The sequence below is a fragment of the Pseudomonas sp. OV546 genome, assembly GCF_900116845.1.
In the GTDB taxonomy this organism is placed as follows: domain Bacteria; phylum Pseudomonadota; class Gammaproteobacteria; order Pseudomonadales; family Pseudomonadaceae; genus Aquipseudomonas; species Aquipseudomonas petroselini.
Genome location: NZ_FPCE01000010.1, coordinates 129,270 through 148,075, shown reverse-complemented (window position 1 = coordinate 148,075; position 18,806 = coordinate 129,270). Strand labels below are relative to the sequence as shown.

The 18,806-nt window shown below is 56.9% G+C and carries 15 protein-coding genes; 8 read left to right on the top strand and 7 right to left on the bottom strand.

The genetic code is table 11. The annotated features are described in order from the left end of the window. Positions 1-104 precede the first annotated feature (104 nt). Positions 105-827 (top strand): response regulator transcription factor, encoded by a 723-nt coding sequence (locus BM403_RS22020; RefSeq protein WP_012721454.1) that lies wholly within the window; start codon positions 105-107, stop codon positions 825-827. A 104-nt stretch (positions 828-931) separates the two neighbouring features. Here the strand turns inward: BM403_RS22020 and gyrB are convergent, their stop codons facing one another. The 4 genes from gyrB to dnaA are packed head-to-tail and all read right to left on the bottom strand — an operon-like array spanning position 932 to position 7,125. After that, the gene (gyrB, locus tag BM403_RS22015) at positions 932-3,349 is read right to left on the bottom strand and encodes a DNA topoisomerase (ATP-hydrolyzing) subunit B (protein WP_012721453.1); all 2,418 of its coding nucleotides are present in this window, start codon (positions 3,347-3,349) and stop codon (positions 932-934) included. Positions 3,350-3,353: 4 nt separating this feature from the next. Continuing rightward, the gene (gene recF / locus BM403_RS22010; protein ID WP_012721452.1) at positions 3,354-4,457 is read right to left on the bottom strand and encodes a DNA replication/repair protein RecF; all 1,104 of its coding nucleotides are present in this window, start codon (positions 4,455-4,457) and stop codon (positions 3,354-3,356) included. A gap of 20 nt (positions 4,458-4,477) precedes the next feature. Then, complete coding sequence (dnaN, locus tag BM403_RS22005; RefSeq protein ID WP_010207719.1) at positions 4,478-5,581, bottom strand: DNA polymerase III subunit beta; 1,104 nt, start codon at positions 5,579-5,581, stop codon at positions 4,478-4,480. 38 nt (positions 5,582-5,619) lie between these two features. After that, positions 5,620-7,125, bottom strand: coding sequence for a chromosomal replication initiator protein DnaA (dnaA, locus tag BM403_RS22000; RefSeq protein ID WP_012721451.1), 1,506 nt, complete (start codon positions 7,123-7,125; stop codon positions 5,620-5,622). Between the two features lie 585 nt (positions 7,126-7,710). Between dnaA and rpmH the strand changes: the two genes are divergently transcribed. From rpmH to mnmE, 5 genes are all read left to right on the top strand, one after another. After that, complete coding sequence (rpmH, locus tag BM403_RS21995; protein WP_003213577.1) at positions 7,711-7,845, top strand: 50S ribosomal protein L34; 135 nt, start codon at positions 7,711-7,713, stop codon at positions 7,843-7,845. 16 nt (positions 7,846-7,861) lie between these two features. Further along, entirely contained in the window at positions 7,862-8,266 is a 405-nt protein-coding gene (gene rnpA / locus BM403_RS21990) for a ribonuclease P protein component (RefSeq protein ID WP_010565857.1), read from the top strand. Next, positions 8,259-8,504, top strand: a complete 246-nt coding sequence (yidD, locus tag BM403_RS21985; RefSeq protein ID WP_003213574.1) for a membrane protein insertion efficiency factor YidD — start codon at positions 8,259-8,261, stop codon at positions 8,502-8,504. The genes rnpA and yidD overlap by 8 nt, the downstream gene beginning before the upstream one ends. A 2-nt stretch (positions 8,505-8,506) precedes the next feature. After that, a complete protein-coding gene (gene yidC, locus BM403_RS21980) occupies positions 8,507-10,189 on the top strand; it encodes a membrane protein insertase YidC (RefSeq protein ID WP_015886658.1) in 1,683 nt (560 codons plus the stop codon). A gap of 79 nt (positions 10,190-10,268) precedes the next feature. Further along, entirely contained in the window at positions 10,269-11,639 is a 1,371-nt protein-coding gene (gene mnmE, locus BM403_RS21975) for a tRNA uridine-5-carboxymethylaminomethyl(34) synthesis GTPase MnmE (protein ID WP_046035856.1), read from the top strand. Positions 11,640-11,722: 83 nt separating this feature from the next. Here mnmE and BM403_RS21970 read toward each other — a convergent pair whose 3' ends face one another. From BM403_RS21970 to BM403_RS21960, 3 genes are all read right to left on the bottom strand, one after another. Continuing rightward, complete coding sequence (locus BM403_RS21970; protein ID WP_093544807.1) at positions 11,723-14,161, bottom strand: TonB-dependent siderophore receptor; 2,439 nt, start codon at positions 14,159-14,161, stop codon at positions 11,723-11,725. Positions 14,162-14,253: 92 nt separating this feature from the next. After that, entirely contained in the window at positions 14,254-15,198 is a 945-nt protein-coding gene (locus BM403_RS21965; RefSeq protein ID WP_093544805.1) for a FecR domain-containing protein, read from the bottom strand. Next, the gene (locus tag BM403_RS21960; RefSeq protein WP_093544803.1) at positions 15,198-15,704 is read right to left on the bottom strand and encodes a sigma-70 family RNA polymerase sigma factor; all 507 of its coding nucleotides are present in this window, start codon (positions 15,702-15,704) and stop codon (positions 15,198-15,200) included. The genes BM403_RS21965 and BM403_RS21960 overlap by 1 nt, the downstream gene beginning before the upstream one ends. A gap of 565 nt (positions 15,705-16,269) precedes the next feature. On the opposite strand from BM403_RS21960, the gene mnmG reads away from it, so the two are divergent. Both mnmG and rsmG read left to right on the top strand, forming a co-directional pair. After that, positions 16,270-18,162: a tRNA uridine-5-carboxymethylaminomethyl(34) synthesis enzyme MnmG gene (gene mnmG / locus BM403_RS21955; RefSeq protein ID WP_093544912.1), complete on the top strand. Its 1,893-nt coding sequence runs from the start codon at positions 16,270-16,272 to the stop codon at positions 18,160-18,162. Further along, positions 18,159-18,803, top strand: a complete 645-nt coding sequence (rsmG, locus tag BM403_RS21950) for a 16S rRNA (guanine(527)-N(7))-methyltransferase RsmG (RefSeq protein ID WP_015886652.1) — start codon at positions 18,159-18,161, stop codon at positions 18,801-18,803. The genes mnmG and rsmG overlap by 4 nt, the downstream gene beginning before the upstream one ends. Positions 18,804-18,806: the final 3 nt, after the last annotated feature.

Sequence of the window (18,806 nt, the reverse complement as noted above, 5' to 3'; positions counted from 1 at the left end):
TCTGAGCACAATTCTTCAGATTCCATGGCCGGCATCTGCGCAGTCCGTGCCCATAAACGAAACCGGCCGACGGCTGCCGTACTTCAAGACGAAAGGACCCACCCATGCGTGTCGCAATATTGGATGACGAACCCGCGGAACTGCGCCGGGTGGAACAGACACTGCGACAAATCCCCAGCACCGCCGAACAGCCCTGGACTCTGCATTGCTTCGAACGTGGGGAAGACCTGCTGCGCCAGCTACGTCGGGAGACGTTTGACCTGCTGATCCTCGACTGGCAACTGCCGGATATTACCGGTATCGCACTGCTGCGCTGGACCCGTGAACACATGGAGTCGCCACCCGCCGTCATCATGCTCACCAGCCGTGACGCCGAGAGCGATATCGTAACTGCGCTGAACAGCGGTGCGGACGACTACGTCAGCAAACCCTTTCGCCCCAATGAACTGAAAGCGCGAGTGACGGCTGTTCTGCGTCGACATGGACTGCAGAAGTCAGCGACCCATGAAGTACAAAGCTTCAATGACCTGACGTTTGATGATGCTGAATTGACCGTAACGCGGGCGGGTAAACCTATCAACCTTACCGAACGTGAATACCGGCTGGCGAGCTGCCTGTTTGCCAACCTGGCGCGGCCATTGTCTCGCGAGTACCTCTACGAGCGGTTTTGGACCCATGAAGAAATGGTGTCGTCGCGGCCGCTCGATACGCATATCTATCGGTTGCGCAATAAGCTGGGGTTGACCGCAGACCGGGGCTGGCAGCTGTTGACGATCTACGGGTATGGGTACCGATTAGAGAGCGTGGCAGCCGCTTCTGAAGGCTGAAAATGCTGATGTTCCACGTGGAGCATTTTGTAGATCACCGAAAACTACCCAATAAAAAAGGCCAACGCTAAGCGTTGGCCTTTTGGGTTCAGCTGTTACCTGAATCAGAAGTCCAGGTTAGACACCGCCAAAGCATTGCTCTCGATGAAGTCACGACGAGGCTCGACCGCATCACCCATCAGGGTGTTGAAGATCTGGTCCGCGCCAATGGCGTCTTCGATGGTCACGCGCAGCATGCGACGCTGAGCCGGGTCCATGGTGGTTTCCCACAGCTGATCCGGGTTCATTTCGCCCAGACCTTTGTATCGCTGGATGGTGTGACGCTTGGTGCTTTCGGCCATCAGCCAGTCGAGGGCTTCTTTGAATTCCTTGACCTGCTTCTTGCGTTCGCCACGCTGAATATAAGCGCCGTCGTCCAGCAGCGTGCTGAGTTGCGCGCCCAGGGTTACTACGGTCTTGTAGTCATTGCTGCCGAAGAAGTCGCGGTTGAAGGTGACGTAGTTCGACAGGCCGTGCGAGATCAGTTCGACCTCTGGCAGCCACACGTTACGTTCACGGTCTTCACGCAGACTGGCTTTGTACACCAGGCCGGACTTCTCCGAGGTGCGCAGGCGCACTTCGTATTGGGCCAGCCATTCCTGCATGTGTGCGTGGTCACCCAATTGCTCGAGGCTCACGGACGGCAGGTAGATGAAGTGCTCGGTCAGCTCCTGAGGGTACAGGCGTGACAAGCGCTTCAGCGTTTTCATGACCATACGGAAGTCGTTAACCAAGCGCTCCAAGGCCTCGCCGGAAATGCCTGGGGCTTCGTCGTTCAAGTGCAGGCTGGCATCTTCCAGGGCCGACTGCGTCATGTACTCTTCCATGGCGTCGTCGTCTTTGATGTATTGCTCTTGCTTGCCCTTTTTCACTTTGTACAACGGCGGCTGGGCGATATAGATGTAGCCGCGCTCGATCAATTCCGGCAACTGACGGAAGAAGAAGGTCAGCAACAGGGTACGGATGTGAGAACCATCGACGTCAGCATCGGTCATGATGATGATGTTGTGGTAGCGCAGCTTGTCGATGTTGTACTCGTCGCGGCCAATACCGCAGCCCAACGCCGTGATCAAGGTGCCAACTTCCTGGGAAGAAATCATCTTGTCGAAGCGGGCCTTCTCGACGTTGAGGATCTTACCCTTCAACGGCAGGATGGCTTGGGTGCGACGGTTACGACCCTGCTTGGCGGAACCGCCAGCAGAGTCACCTTCCACCAGGTACAGTTCGGAGAGGGCAGGGTCCTTCTCCTGGCAGTCAGCCAGTTTGCCTGGCAGGCCAGCGATATCCAGCGCGCCTTTACGGCGGGTCATCTCACGGGCTTTACGCGCAGCTTCACGGGCACGTGCAGCGTCGATCATCTTGCCGACGACCAGCTTGGCTTCGTTCGGGTTCTCCAGCAGGAAGTCGGAGAAGTACTTGCCCATCTCCTGTTCCACCGCGGTTTTCACCTCGGAAGACACCAGCTTGTCTTTGGTCTGGGAGCTGAACTTAGGGTCCGGCACTTTCACCGAGATAATCGCGGTCAGGCCTTCGCGGGCATCGTCACCGGTGGTGGCGACTTTGTGCTTCTTGGCCAAGCCTTCGGCTTCGATGTAGGTGTTCAGGTTACGCGTCAGTGCGGAACGGAAACCCACCAAGTGAGTACCGCCATCGCGCTGAGGAATGTTGTTGGTGAAGCACAACAGGTTCTCGTTGAAACTGTCGTTCCACTGCAGGGCGATTTCCACGCCGATGCCGTCTTCTCGCTGGATGTTGAAGTGGAACACCTGGTTGACCGCAGTCTTGTTGGTGTTCAGATATTCAACGAATGCACGCAGACCGCCTTCGTACTTGAACAGCTCTTCCTTGCCGCTGCGTTCGTCCTTGAGGACGATACCCACACCGGAGTTGAGGAAGGACAATTCACGAATACGCTTGGCCAGGATGTCCCAGCTGAAGTGAATATTCTTGAAGGTTTCAGCCGATGGCTTGAAGTGGATCTGCGTACCGGTCGACTCGCTGTCGCCGACGATTTTCATCGGTTCTTGTGGAACGCCGTGGACGTAAGTCTGTTCCCAGATCTTGCCGCTACGGCGAACTGTCAGAATCAGTTCTTCGGACAGCGCGTTCACAACCGACACGCCCACGCCGTGCAAACCACCGGAGACTTTATAGGAGTTGTCGTCGAACTTACCGCCGGCGTGAAGCACGGTCATGATGACCTCTGCCGCCGAAACGCCTTCTTCTTTGTGCACGTCTACCGGAATGCCGCGACCGTTGTCGCGCACAGTAATCGACTCATCCGGGTGGATGATAATGCTGATGTCGTCGCAGTGACCGGCCAGAGCTTCGTCGATGGAGTTGTCGACCACCTCGAACACCATGTGGTGCAGACCGCTACCGTCATCAGTGTCGCCAATGTACATACCGGGACGTTTGCGTACGGCATCCAAACCTTTCAGCACTTTAATGCTGGTCGAGTCGTACGTGTTTTCTTCGCTCATGCCTTCACTCCCGATGGTCGTGGGTCTGGGTGATACGGCCTTGTTCCACGTGGAACAAAGCGACTGGCGTTTCCGTCTGCCAGCCTTCCCTCAATAATTCGTGGTCTACACAGGTGATAAACACCTGGCAGCGTAATTCTTCCAACAAGCGGCATAACGCGCGGCGGTGCTGCTCGTCCAGTTCAGACGGCAAGTCATCCACCAGATAAATACACTGTCCGCGTCGGGCCTGGCTAACCAGATGACCCTGTGCGATACGCAGTGCACACACCACCAACTTCTGCTGGCCACGGGACAAGATGTCCGCAGCATTGTGTGCGCCTAATCTAAGACGCAAATCAGCCCGCTGGGGTCCGGCCTGGGTATGGCCAATTTGCTGATCCCGCTGCAAGGACGTGGCGAGCACTGCACTCAGCTCGCGCTCTTTGTCCCAACCACGGTAGTAACTCAGTGTCAGCCCCTCGAGATCCAGCAACTCACTCAAGGTCTGCTCAAAGACTGGTTTCAAGGCTTTGATATAGGCACGGCGGTATTCATCTATTTCGTCGCTGGCCAGGCACAGTTCCCGGTCCCAGGCCGCTTGCGAAGCGGCGTCAAGTGTACCATGCCGCAGCCATGAGTTCCGCTGCCGCAGGGCCTTCTGCAAGCGCTGCCAGGTGGCCATAAAGCGTGGTTCCACGTGGAACACTCCCCAATCGAGGAATTGCCTGCGGATTTTTGGCGCACCTTCCAACAGACGGAAACTGTCAGGGTTGATCAATTGCAGCGGCAGGATTTCCGCCAGCTGTGCAGCACTGCGAGCATTTTGCCCATCAATGCGAATTTGAAACTCTCCGCCGCGATCACGGGATATCCCCAGGCTACTGTGCCCACCCTCAGCCAGCTCAACTTGGCCAAAAACCGTGCACGCCAATTGCTCGTACTGGATGACCGGCAACAGGCGAGCGCTGCGAAAGGAACGGGCAAGTCCCAACAGATGAATGGCTTCCAGCACGCTGGTTTTGCCACTGCCGTTGGCGCCGTGGAGGATATTGATGCGGGGGGAGGGGGAGAAGGTCACCGGGTGCAGATTGCGCACCGCGGTGACCGAGACGCGACTGAGGGACATCTAGCTTCTGCTGAGCATGGTTACAGGCGCATCGGCATGACAACGTAAGCCGAGTCGTCGTTGTCGGATTCCTGTACCAAGGCGCTGCTGTTGGAGTCCGACAGAATCAGGCGAACCTGTTCGGTGGTCATCACACCCAGTACGTCCAGCAGGTAGCTCACGTTGAAGCCAATCTCGAGTGAACCGCCGTTGTAGTCGACGCCCACTTCTTCTTCCGCTTCTTCCTGCTCCGGGTTGTTCGCCTGAATCTTCAACTGACCGTTGGCCAGTTGCAGACGGATACCACGGTACTTTTCGTTGGACAGAATCGCGGTACGGCTGAACGCCTCACGCAAGGCCTGGCGATCACCGAGTACCAGCTTGTCACCGCCTTTAGGCAGCACGCGCTCGTAATCCGGGAACTTGCCGTCGACCAGTTTGGAAGTGAAGGTGAACTCGCCAGTGGTAGCGCGAATGTGGTGCTGGCCCAACACGATGCTGACATTGCCTTCCGGCTCAGTGAGCAGACGCGCCAGCTCAAGGATACCCTTGCGTGGCACGATCACCTGGTGACGGTCTGGCTGGCCGATATCAGCACGCATCGAGCACATCGCCAGACGGTGACCGTCGGTAGCCACGGCGCGGATAATGCCTTCCGACACTTCCAAGAGCATGCCGTTGAGGTAGTAACGCACGTCCTGCTGGGCCATGGCGAAACTGGTGCGCTCAATCAAACGACGCAGTTTGCTTTGTTCCAGGCTGCAGGTCAGCGAACCAGGACCTTCTTCCACCGTCGGGAAATCATTGGCCGGCAAGGTGGACAGGGTGAAGCGGCTGCGACCGGCTTTGACGACCAACTTCGCTTCATCAACCTTGATGTCGATCAGCGCGTCGTTCGGCAGGCTTTTGCAGATGTCCATCAGCTTGCGCGCCGGCACGGTGATCTCGCCAGGTTCGGCGGGCTCTTCCAGCTGCACACGACCAACCAGCTCGACTTCCAGATCGGTACCGGTCAGGGACAATTGCTGGCCTTCGACCACCAGCAATACGTTGGAGAGCACCGGCAAGGTCTGTCGGCGCTCGACGACGCCTGCGACCAGTTGCAGGGGTTTCAACAGGGCTTCGCGTTGAATGGTGAAATGCATGGTCTAGTCCCTTGCCTTAATAAGCTGCGCTGGTGTCATCACGTTGTCAGTGTACGCAGCAGGTTCTTGTAGTCCTCGCGAATATCCGCGTCGGATTCCTTAAGTTCATTGATCTTGCGGCACGCGTGCAAGACCGTGGTGTGGTCACGCCCGCCAAACACGTCGCCGATTTCCGGCAGGCTGTGGTTGGTCAACTCCTTGGAGAGTGCCATGGCCACCTGACGGGGACGTGCTACCGAGCGCGAACGGCGCTTGGACAGCAGGTCGGAAATCTTGATTTTGTAATACTCGGCCACGGTGCGCTGGATGTTATCCACACTCACCAGCTTGTCTTGAAGTGCCAACAAGTCCTTCAGGGACTCGCGGATCAGCTCAATGGTGATGTCGCGGCCCATGAAGTGCGAGTGCGCGATGACCCGCTTGAGTGCGCCTTCCAGCTCACGCACGTTGGAGCGGATGCGTTGAGCGATGAAAAACGCAGCATCGTGAGGCAGGTCGACTTTCGCCTGGTCGGCCTTTTTCATCAGGATCGCGACGCGGGTTTCGAGCTCCGGCGGCTCTACTGCAACAGTCAGGCCCCAGCCGAAACGCGATTTCAGGCGTTCTTCCAGACCTTCGATCTCTTTCGGATAACGGTCACTGGTCAAGATGACCTGCTGGCCACCTTCGAGCAGGGCGTTGAAGGTATGGAAAAACTCTTCCTGGGAACGCTCTTTACGGGCAAAGAATTGAATGTCATCGATCAGCAACGCATCAACCGAGCGGTAGAAACGCTTGAATTCATTGATGGCATTGAGCTGCAGGGCCTTGACCATGTCAGCCACGAAGCGCTCCGAGTGCAGGTAAACGACCTTGGCATTCGGGTTCTTCTTTAATAGGTGGTTACCCACAGCGTGCATCAAGTGAGTCTTACCCAAGCCGACGCCACCATAAAGGAAGAGAGGGTTGTAACCATGCTTGGGGTTGTCGGCGACCTGCCAGGCGGCTGCACGAGCCAGCTGGTTGGATTTACCTTCGACAAAATTCTCGAACGTGAACGTGCGGTTCAGGTAGCTGGTGTGCTTGAGCGCGCCTTCAACCTGAACGGTGCGCTGTTCGGCACGGATCGGGGCTTGCTGGGAGCTGGCACCGGCCATCGGGTCGAAGCTATCGCGCGACGGTTCTTCATTCTCGGCTGCATTTTTCTTCGCAGACGATTTGGAAGGAGCCGGTGCAGGTGTACTGGCAACCGGTGCCGCCTGGGCTTGCGACGCAGCAGCGGCCAATGGCGCGTTCGGCGCAGCACGAGGTGCGGAGCTACGTTTGCTGCCTATTAATAAGGAGAGCACGGGTGCGAGGCCGTTGCCATGTTCATCGAGCAATTCGAGCACGCGGCTCAGGTACTTCTCGTTGACCCAGTCGAGAACAAAACGATTGGGCGCGTAAACACGCAACTCGTCGCCTTCGGCTTCGACCTGTAGTGGACGGATCCAGGTGTTGAATTGCTGGGCAGGCAGCTCATCGCGCAAAAGCTCCACGCACTGCTGCCAAAGTTCCACTGACACGGATATCCCCTAAGTTGAAAGCCGGTGAGGCAAAAACAGCCGCCATTGTAGCGGCGAGCCGCCCACTTATCCACATGTAGGTTGATCACGGACCGGCCAAAATCAACGTCTTAAGGGTAATAAAGGCGACCAATGGTCTGTGCATAAGCTCTGTGGATAAGCCCCCCTAAGGTCGTTGCACAAGTGGGGGAGAAAGTCTGTGGGTAACTGGCCTGTGGATAACAACCCATTCCACGCACAGCTTATCCGACAGCGCAGCACAGGCAGAGCACCGTTTCTCCCCCGTGTTGTCATTCTCTGTACATCACGTAGAACATGGCCTCAAGGCAGTTATCCACAGATGATCGCCTGCCTAGCTTTTATAAGCTTTACAGAAAAGCTTTAAATAACTTCCTTCTTTATTTTTATATCTATGGCATTGCCCGTGGAAGCGGCGCGGACGCAAAAGGGCAAATCGGCTGCAGAGATCTAATTAAAGGAAAAGCTGGTTGGAAATTGACCTAGAGGCTTGCTTTCACTAGAATCGCCGGTCTCTTAAAACGGGGGCCATTCCGGCCCGTTGTGGACGAACCAGGTAACAACGCCATGAAACGTACTTTCCAACCAAGCACCATCAAACGCGCCCGCACCCACGGTTTCCGTGCTCGCATGGCTACCAAGAACGGCCGTGCTGTCCTGTCGCGTCGTCGCGCCAAAGGTCGTGCGCGTCTGGCAGTTTGATAATCCGGTACTGGTGGTGAGTCAGGACTTCAGTCGGGAAAAGCGTCTGCTAACCCCCCGGCATTTCAAGGCAGTCTTTGACTCCCCCACCGGCAAGGTTCCGGGGAAAAATCTCCTGCTCCTTGCGCGTAACAACGATCTGGATCACCCCCGTCTCGGGTTGGTGATCGGCAAGAAGAGCGTAAAGCTCTCCGTTGAGCGCAATCGCCTCAAGCGTCTGATGCGCGAATCGTTTCGCCTCCACCAGGACACTCTGGTTGGTTGGGATATTGTTATCGTCGCGCGCAAAGGCTTGGGGGACGTAGAAAACCCCGAATTGATTCAGCATTTCGGCAAGCTCTGGAAACGTTTGGCGCGTACCAACAAGCCAGCACCAGCAGTCAGCACCGAAACTGTAGGGGTAGACAGCCTTGATGCGTAAACTGGCCCTCGTTCCGATCCAGTTTTATCGCTATGCCATTAGTCCTCTGATGGCCAACCACTGTCGTTTCTACCCCAGTTGTTCCTGCTACGCGTTAGAGGCCATAGAAAACCATGGTCTTCTGCGCGGTGGCTGGCTGACCTTTCGTCGTTTAGGTCGCTGTCATCCGTGGAATCCCGGTGGTTATGACCCGGTTCCACCTATCCCTACCTCCCGTTCTTCTTCGATGGCCGAGTAATCATGGATATTAAACGCACGATCCTGATCGTCGCCCTGGCAATCGTGTCCTACGTCATGGTTCTTAAGTGGAACCAGGACTATGGACAGGCTGCCCTGCCGACTCAGAATGTTGCTACCAACCAGGCTGCGCCGGCTATTCCGGACACCCCGCTGGGTAACAATGCGTCCGCGAGTGCCGATGTTCCCAGCGCGAATGGCGAGACAAGCGCCCCTTTAGAAACGCCAGTGGTCACCAATAAAGACCTCATCCACGTCAAAACGGATGTGCTCGACCTGGCTATCGACCCACAAGGTGGTGATATTGCGCAGTTGAAACTGCCGCTGTATCCACGTCGCCAAGACCATCCGGATGTTCCGTTCCAACTGTTCGATAACGGTGGTGAGCGTACTTATCTGGCGCAAAGCGGCCTGACCGGCACCAATGGTCCGGATGCACGTGCTACCGGTCGTCCGGTTTATTCGACCGAGCAGAAGACTTATCAACTGGCCGATGGCCAGAACCAGTTGAACGTCGACCTGAAATTCAGCCTCGACGGCGTCAACTACATCAAGCGCTTCAGCTTCACCCGTGGTTTGTACGACTTGAAGGTCACTTACCTGATCGACAACGAAAGCGGCAAACCGTGGAGCGGCAACCTGTTTGCCCAGCTCAAGCGTGACGCGAGCTCCGATCCTTCTTCCAGCACCGCCACCGGCACCGCGACTTACCTGGGCGCAGCCCTGTGGACAAGTAACGAGCCGTACAAAAAAGTGTCGATGAAAGATATCGACAAGGGCTCGCTGAAAGAAACCGTTCAAGGTGGCTGGGTTGCTTGGCTGCAACACTACTTCGTGACCGCCTGGATCCCGAACAAAGGTGATGCGAACCTGGTTCAAACCCGCAAGGACAGCCAGGGTAACTACATCATCGGCTTTACTGGCCCGGCGTTGACCGTCGCACCCGGTGCCAAGGCTGAAACCAGCGCTACCCTGTACGCCGGTCCGAAAAGCCAGGCCGTGCTCAAAGAGTTGTCCCCAGGTCTGGAACTGACTGTGGATTACGGCTTCCTGTGGTTCATTGCCCAGCCTATTTTCTGGCTGCTGCAACATATCCACAGCATCGTCGGTAACTGGGGCTGGTCGATCATCTTCCTGACCATGCTGATCAAGGGGATCTTCTTCCCTCTGTCGGCAGCCAGCTACAAGTCGATGGCGCGTATGCGTGCCGTGGCCCCGAAACTGGCGGCACTGAAAGAACAACATGGCGATGACCGGCAGAAGATGTCGCAGGCCATGATGGAGCTGTACAAAAAAGAGAAGATCAACCCGCTGGGTGGATGCTTGCCGATTCTGGTGCAGATGCCGGTGTTCCTGTCGCTGTACTGGGTACTCCTGGAAAGCGTGGAAATGCGCCAGGCGCCGTTCATGCTGTGGATAACTGACCTGTCGATCAAAGACCCGTTCTTTATCCTGCCGATCATCATGGGCGCAACCATGTTCATCCAGCAGCGCTTGAACCCGACTCCGCCGGATCCGATGCAGGCCAAGGTAATGAAAATGATGCCAATCATCTTCACCTTCTTCTTCCTGTGGTTCCCAGCCGGTCTGGTGCTGTACTGGGTGGTCAACAACGTGTTGTCTATCTCTCAACAGTGGTACATCACACGTAAAATCGAAGCGGCTACTGCAAAAGCCGCGGCGTAATTTACTCTGTGGATAACCACTCAAGACGCCCCCTAGTGGGGCGTTTTGCTTTCCGTCACTTTTGTTTTGGAATCTGCTGATGAGCGCACCTCGTGAAACCATCGCTGCCGTCGCTACCGCTCAAGGTCGCGGCGGTGTCGGCATCGTTAGAATTTCCGGGCCGCTCGCAAGCGTTGCAGCCAACGCTATCAGCGGCCGTGAATTGAAGCCACGTTATGCCCATTACGGACCGTTCCTGGACGCTGACCAAAGCGTGCTGGACGAGGGGTTGGCCCTCTATTTTCCAGGCCCGAATTCGTTTACCGGGGAAGATGTCCTGGAATTGCAGGGTCACGGTGGCCCGGTTGTCCTGGATATGTTGCTGCAACGTTGCCTGCAACTGGGATGTCGCTTGGCCAGGCCAGGTGAATTCAGCGAACGGGCCTTTCTCAATGACAAGCTCGACCTGGCCCAGGCTGAAGCCATTGCTGATTTGATCGAAGCCAGTTCTGCACAGGCTGCACGTAATGCACTGCGCTCGCTGCAGGGCGCGTTCTCCCTGCGTGTGCATAACTTGACCGAGCAACTGATCAGCCTGCGTATTTACGTCGAGGCCGCGATTGATTTTCCCGAGGAAGAAATCGACTTTCTCGCCGATGGCCACGTATTGGCGATGCTGGATAAAGTTCGTGATGAGTTATCCACAGTCCTGCGCGAAGCGGGGCAAGGCGCGCTGCTGCGTGACGGCATGACGGTGGTGATCGCTGGGCGGCCGAATGCGGGTAAATCCAGCCTGCTCAATGCGCTGGCGGGGCGTGAAGCCGCCATCGTCACCGAGATTGCCGGTACCACCCGGGATATCCTGCGCGAACATATCCACATCGACGGCATGCCACTGCATGTAGTCGATACCGCAGGTTTGCGTGATACCGACGATCAGGTGGAAAAGATCGGCGTGGAACGCGCACTCAAAGCCATCGGCGAAGCGGATCGGGTGTTGCTGGTGGTGGATGCCACGGCGCCCGAGGCTGTGGATCCTTTTGCATTGTGGCCGGAATTCCTCGAGCAACGGCCGGACCCGGCCAAAGTCACCTTGATTCGCAACAAAGCCGACTTGACGGGTGAAGCCATTGCCATGGAAACCAGCGCGGATGGCCATGTCACTCTAAGCTTGAGCGCGAAATCGGCAGGTGAAGGTCTGGAATTGCTGCGCGAGCACCTCAAGGCCTGCATGGGTTACGAGCAGACGTCGGAAAGCAGCTTCAGTGCGCGCCGCAGGCACCTGGAGGCGTTGCGTCATGCGAGCGCAGCGTTGGAGCATGGTCGGGCGCAATTGACCTTGGCGGGGGCAGGGGAGCTGCTGGCTGAGGATTTACGCCAGGCGCAGCAACTGCTGGGAGAAATCACCGGCGCATTCAGCTCCGATGATTTGTTGGGGCGGATATTTTCCAGCTTCTGCATCGGCAAATAACCAAGTTATCCACACCCCTGTAGGCGCTGGCTTGCCAGCGATAGCGGCCTGAAGAACAGCAGAATTCTTCAGGCCCTCATCCATCACCAGTTATACGAAACCGTCCCAAGCAGCGTACGGCTTTCACCCCAATAGCAGCGGCCCGCGTCGTTGCAACCAGATACATATTCCTTGTCGAACAGGTTCTTGGCGTTCACGTCCACAGACCAATGTTTGTCGATCTGATAGCCAACGGCTGCGTCCACCAAGGTGACGCTTCCTGCATCCAACTTCCCGTACAGCGTTGGCGCGGTGTAGGAAAAGGTGCTGTCGAAATAACGCACACCGCCGCCCAGGGACAAGCCTTTGAGTTGGCCATCAAGGAATCGGTACTTGCCCCACACCGAAGCCTGGTTGCGTGGAACTCCCGTCATCTGGTGCCCTTCGACCAGCGATGTAGCCGAATCCTTGGTAATCCGAGCGTCAGTGTAGGTGTAGGCGGCCGTCACATTCAGGTTGGGCGTGATGTTGCTGTTCACCTCGACTTCCGCACCTTTAGCCCGGCTTTCGCCCACCTGGCGATAGCTGTTGGTGGTGGCGTCGAGGTAGGTGTCGTCTTCCTTGCGCAGGTCATACACCGACAGGGTCATCGCCGTATCCCAGCCGATCGGCTCGTACTTCACACCCACTTCGTACTGGCTGCTGGTAATCGGCTTCAGCGGCGAACCGGCATTGGAGATCTGCTGCACCGGCACAAATGCGGTGGAGTAGCTGACGTACGGCGTCAGGCCGTTGTCGAACTGGTACATCACCCCGCCCTGGTAGGTGAACTTGCGGTCTTCCGAGCCGGTGTTGCTGGCCTTGTTGACCTTGTCGCGGAAATCGCTGTCGACCCAGTCCTGACGACCACCCAGCAGGAACAGCCAGTGGTCATACTTGCTCTGGATCTGTGCATAAACGCCTTTCATCTGCTGCTCGAGCAAGGTGTTTTGCACCGCCACGGGCGTAAGTGGATCACGCAGATACACGGGGTTATATACATTGATGGTGCCGGCGAAACCGGCATCCCAATCCTGATTGAAAGAGGTGCGGTCATAGCTAGCACCCAACAGCACGGTGTTTTCCAGGCCACCCACCTGGAATTTGCCTTCCAACTGGTTATCCAGGGAATACACCATCGACTTGTTGTAGCGGTCGTAGGCAGTCATGTTCAGTTGCGTACCGAATCCGCGGTTATTCAGCGCGCTGGGCCAGGTTTCATGACGGTTGATGCGGGACTGCATATACCGCGAGTTCTGACGGAACTGCCAATCATCGTTGAAGCTGTGGCTGAATTCGTAACCGGTGCTCCAGGCTTCACGTTCAAATGTGTTCCAGTCCGGGTCGCCGAGCAGGGTGTGCTTGGACAGCTTGCCATTGGGATTTTTCAGCAAGGTGCCCGCGGCTGGTAGGCCAAGTTCGAGATTGGTGTGGTCCTTTTGGTAATTGGCTAACAGGGTGAGGGTGTTGTAGTCGTCGAAATTCAGGGTCAGTGAGGGGGCTATGTACAGGCGATCATCTGGCACATGGTCAGTCTGCGTGTCGGATTTTCGACCAAGCATCACAACCCGCCCAAGGATATTGCCGCTGTCATTGAGCGGCCCCGAGATATCCACACCCAACTGACGCCGATTATTCGAGCCGTACCCCAGCTGGACTTCACCTTGCGGCGTGGCAGTCGGGTGTTTGCTCACCAAGTTCACCAAGCCGCCAGGTGCGTTTTCGCCGTAGAGCAGGGAAGAGGGGCCACGGAAGATTTCGACGCGCTCCAGGCCATACGGCTCACTGGTGGTGTCATACCGATTGCCTTGTACGCGTAGGCCATCTGGCAGCAAACCGTAGCCGTAATCCGTGGCATTGAAACCACGAATGAAGAACAGGTCACCGGCCAGACCGTCGCCGGCAGCAAAGGGTGGCGCGAAGATACCCGGCACGTAGCCCAACACTTCCGTCAGGGTTTGCGACTTTTGGTCCTTGATACGCTGGCTGGTGACGACCGATACCGAACGCGGTGTTTCTGACAGGGGCGTGCTGGTCTTGGTACCGATGCGGCTGTTTTGTGCCTTGTAGCCCACATCCCCGGCGATCTCCTGGTTGAAACCGCTTTGTTGATAAGTGCTGACCGTGGTGGGCGCAAGCGTGAGTTGCCCTGCGGGAATGACTTGCAGGACATAGCTGCCGGGCGCCTGGGATACCGCTTGTAACCCCGAGTTCTGCAGCAACAGCGCAAAGCCTTGCTCCACCGAATACTCGCCCTCAAGCCCGGTCGTGCTCAAACGCGCGGTTTGCTGGGGTGAGAAAGACAGAATCACGTTCGCTTTGGCCGCAAATTGGCTCAAGGCATTGTCCAGGGGACCGGCTGCAATGACGTAGTGCTGCACCGCGCTGGCGGCCAGGGCATCAGTGGATAACAAAACACTGGCGGTGGCTGCCGTGGCGAGCAGCAGGCTGCACGTCATACCGTGGTAGGAAAGTCGTTGGCGGAGCTTGGAAGGGAGGCGCATAGGTGGGTAAGCCCTGAAGGTGACGTCGTGATTACCTGTAGGGCCGTGTCAGGTAAAAAAAAGATAACCCCTGGTGCGGATATTTTTTGCGATCAACCGATTCGCTTGACCGAAACCCAATAGCGGGTGAAGTACTTCACCTGGATCGGCAGTGTTGCCTGCAGATTGGCCAGTACCGCATCGGTGGAATCCAGGCGGAAGGTCCCGGAGACACGCAGGCGTGCCGACGCCAAGTCGCATTGCAGAACGCCAGGGCGGTAGCGGGCGAGGTCTTCGATCACCTCTGCGAGGCGAGCATTCAATACGATCAACTGACCATCGACCCAGGCCGCCTGTGAGCTGCGGTACGCGTGGTTAACCCCCACGTGTTGGCGATCAAAGTCAGCGCTTTCACCGGCACTGAGTAGCCGCGCATGGTTGGGTTGGTCACCAGGCGCTACGCTCACCCGATCCTCCAGGACGCCGACACGTGTGGAATCTGGCAACTGGCGCACGTTGAATATGGTGCCCAAGGCCTGGATTCGGCCTTGGCGCGTCTCGACATAAAAGGGCGTTTGGCCACCCCGCTTGCCTGTGTGGATAAGTACTTCACCTTCACGCAGGCGGATCAAACGCTGACGCCCATCGAATACCACGTCAATTGCCGTACGGGTGTTCAGATCAATTCGCGTGCCGTCAGCCAGCTCGACACGTCGGCGCTCACCCACGGAGGTCCGGTAGTCGGCCCATACGTTGCCAAGGGGCGTGTGTTGCTGAACATTCCAGCCAAGGTACCCGGTACCGCCCAACACCAGCATCCACTTCAACACCTGGCGACGTTGCTGGCTGGTCGACAATGCGCGGCGGGTGAAATCCTGGGGCAGGGCGCCGAGACTGCGCTGCAACTGCTCCATCTGGTTCCACGCGGCCTGATGGGACGGATCGCCGTTGAGCCATTGTTGCCAGGCATGGCGCTCGGCGGCGGTCGGTGTCTGGGATTGAAACTGCACATACCAACTGGCAGCGGCCTCGAAGGTCTTGCGATCAGGCGCCGCCATTACAAGCTGGCCATGATCAGCGAGCATTCAGTCAATGCACGGATCATGTGCTTTTTCACCGTGGTCAGTGACACCTGGAGCTGATCGGCAATCTGTTGATAAGTCAGCCCCTCGATCTGCGACAGCACGAAAATCCGCCGGGCCCGCTCGCCAAGTGCAGACAAGGCTTTATCCACAGCCACTAACGTCTCGAGGATGATGGCTTTATCTTCTTCGCTGATGGCATTCGCTTCAGGCCGTTCGGCCAAGGTCTGCTTGTAAGCCTGTTCGATGGCGTGCCGACGGTAACGATCAATCACCAGGCCTCTGGCGATGGTCGCCAAATAGTCACGCGGTTCAACGATCTGCGCCGCATGCCGCCCGCCCAGGATGCGCACGAACGTATCGTGCGCCACATCGGCCGCATCGCAGGCGTTATGCAACTTACCTTTGAGCCACCCATGCAGCCAGGAATGGTGCTGCTCATAGATGTTCTGGACCGCAGCCGTGTGTGAGGAAGGGGACATAGGGCATGACAAGGCAGGTTAATGATAATCGCTATTATTAACTGTCCTGCGGTTTTCTCACAATAGATCTCTTTTTGCCGTGCTCACCACCGAGTGGAAGGTTTCCGCTGGCGTCGTCGTGGACAGAATACAGCCAGATTCACTGATTTCTGTGGATTAAGCCCTGTGAATAACCGCTCCTGTGCCCAGTTGATAACAGGCCCTGAAACCTGAGCAAAAACCCATCTGTGGATAACCACCTGTTTAATCCACAGGCTTAACGCACTTATCCAACGGCCTCATTGGCACATGACCACAGACTTTTGAATCGCTGTACACAACGTAAATTAAGGCCTGTAGAGATCTATCCACAGAAATGTTGTTCAGTAGAAATAAACATAAAAACAAAGCTTTAATATATTTCTCTCTTTTAATTTCTATTGTCTGTGATTCATCCACAGCTGGTTAAATTTTGTGCAAAGGGTTCTTTAGGAAGGGCTAAGTCCCTATACTTGCCGCCAAAGCTCTAAAACCAGCTCAACCAATCAATTCCTAATTACCTACATAAGCAGGCACGAGGTGCGTGGTGGATTTCCCTTCCCGTTTTGAAGTGATCGTCATCGGCGGCGGTCATGCCGGTACCGAGGCAGCACTGGCGTCAGCACGCATGGGCGTAAAAACCCTGTTGTTGACGCATAACGTGGAAACCCTCGGTGCCATGAGTTGCAACCCCGCCATCGGTGGGATCGGCAAAAGCCACCTGGTCAAGGAAATCGACGCCCTTGGCGGTGTGATGGCCATGGCGACCGACAAAGGTGGCATCCAATTTCGCGTGCTCAACAGCCGCAAAGGTCCGGCCGTACGTGCCACTCGGGCACAGGCTGACCGCATCCTGTACAAGGCTGCCGTTCGCGAAACCCTGGAAAACCAGCCGAACCTGTGGATATTTCAACAAGCAGCGGATGACCTGATCGTCGAGCAGGACCAGGTACGCGGTGTTGTCACGCAAATGGGCCTGCGCTTCCTGGCAGAATCCGTGGTGTTGACCACCGGCACATTCCTCGGCGGACTTATCCACATCGGTATGCAGAATTACTCCGGTGGCCGCGCCGGCGATCCGCCATCGATTGCCCTGGCAAAACGCCTGCGTGAACTGCCGCTGCGCGTCGGTCGCTTGAAAACCGGGACCCCGCCGCGTATTGACGGGCGTTCTGTGGACTTCTCGGTGATGACCGAACAAGCCGGCGATACGCCGATCCCAGTCATGTCGTTCATGGGTTACAAAGAGCAGCACCCCAAACAGGTCAGCTGCTGGATTACCCACACCAATGCACGTACCCACGAGATCATCGCCGCGAACCTCGACCGTTCGCCGATGTATTCCGGGGTGATCGAAGGCATTGGCCCGCGTTATTGCCCGTCGATCGAAGACAAGATCCATCGCTTTGCCGACAAGGAAAGCCACCAGGTCTTCATCGAACCCGAAGGCTTGACCACCCACGAGCTGTACCCGAACGGGATTTCCACTTCCCTGCCGTTCGACGTGCAAATCCAGATCGTGCAATCGATTCGCGGTATGGAAAACGCACACATCGTGCGTCCGGGCTACGCCATCGAGTACGACTACTTCGACCCGCGTGACCTGAAGTACAGCCTGGAAACCAAAGTGATCGGCGGTCTGTTCTTCGCTGGGCAAATCAACGGCACCACCGGTTACGAAGAAGCCGGCGCCCAGGGTTTGCTGGCCGGGACCAATGCTGCACTGCGTGCTCAAGGCAAAGACAGCTGGTGCCCGCGTCGCGATGAAGCGTACATCGGCGTGTTGGTGGACGACCTGATTACCCTGGGTACCCAGGAACCGTACCGGATGTTCACTTCCCGGGCGGAATATCGCCTGATCCTGCGGGAAGACAACGCCGACCTGCGCCTGACCGAAAAAGGTCGCGAGCTGGGCCTGGTTGATGACGCACGCTGGGAAGCCTTCTGCAAAAAACGCGAAAGCATCACGCTCGAAGAGCAGCGCCTGAAAAGCACCTGGGTTCGCCCGGGCACTGAACAAGGCGACGCGATTGCGGAAAAATTCGGCACGCCGCTGACCCACGAGTACAACTTGCTGAACCTGCTGTCGCGTCCGGAAATCGACTACGCGGGTCTGGTCGAAGTGACTGGCCAGGGCGCAGAAGACCCACAGGTTGCCGAGCAGGTCGAAATCAAGACCAAATACGCCGGTTACATTGACCGCCAGCAGGATGAGATCGCTCGCCTGCGCGCCAGTGAAGACACCAAGCTGCCTACGGATATCGACTACACCGGAATTTCCGGGCTGTCGAAAGAAATCCAAAGCAAGCTGGGGATAACTCGGCCGCAGACTTTGGGCCAGGCTTCACGTATCCCCGGCGTCACCCCGGCAGCGATTTCGCTGTTGATGATCCATTTGAAAAAACGCGGCGCGGGCCGTCAGTTGGAGCAAAGCGCTTGAGTTCGTTGGTCACCTCGCAACACGCCGAAGAGTTATCCACAGGTGCGCGCCAGTTGGGCGTCGACCTGACCCCGGCCCAGCATGAATTGCTGTTGGGCTACCTGGCCCTGTTGATCAAATGGAACAAGGCTTACAACCTGACCGCAGTGCGTGACCCCGACGAAATGGTCTCCCGCCATCTGCTCGACAGCTTGAGCGTGATGCCGTTTATCGAAAACGGTCGTTGGCTCGACGTGGGCAGTGGCGGCGGCATGCCCGGCATCCCGCTGGCGATCCTGTTTCCTGAGTCGCAAGTGACCTGCCTTGATAGCAATGGCAAGAAAACCCGCTTCCTGACCCAGGTCAAACTCGAACTCAAACTGGATAACCTGCAAGTTATCCACAGCCGGGTCGAAGGCTTCACGCCTGAACAGCCTTTCAACGGAATCGTTTCCCGGGCATTCAGCAGCATGGAGAACTTCAGCAACTGGACCCGCCATCTGGGCGATCGTGACACCCGTTGGCTGGCAATGAAGGGCGTTCATCCAAGCGACGAGCTGTTAGCATTGCCGGCAGACTTCCACCTCGATAGCGAACACGCCTTGGCCGTACCCGGTTGCCAAGGCCAACGCCATCTGCTGATACTGCGCCGCACGGCATGATTG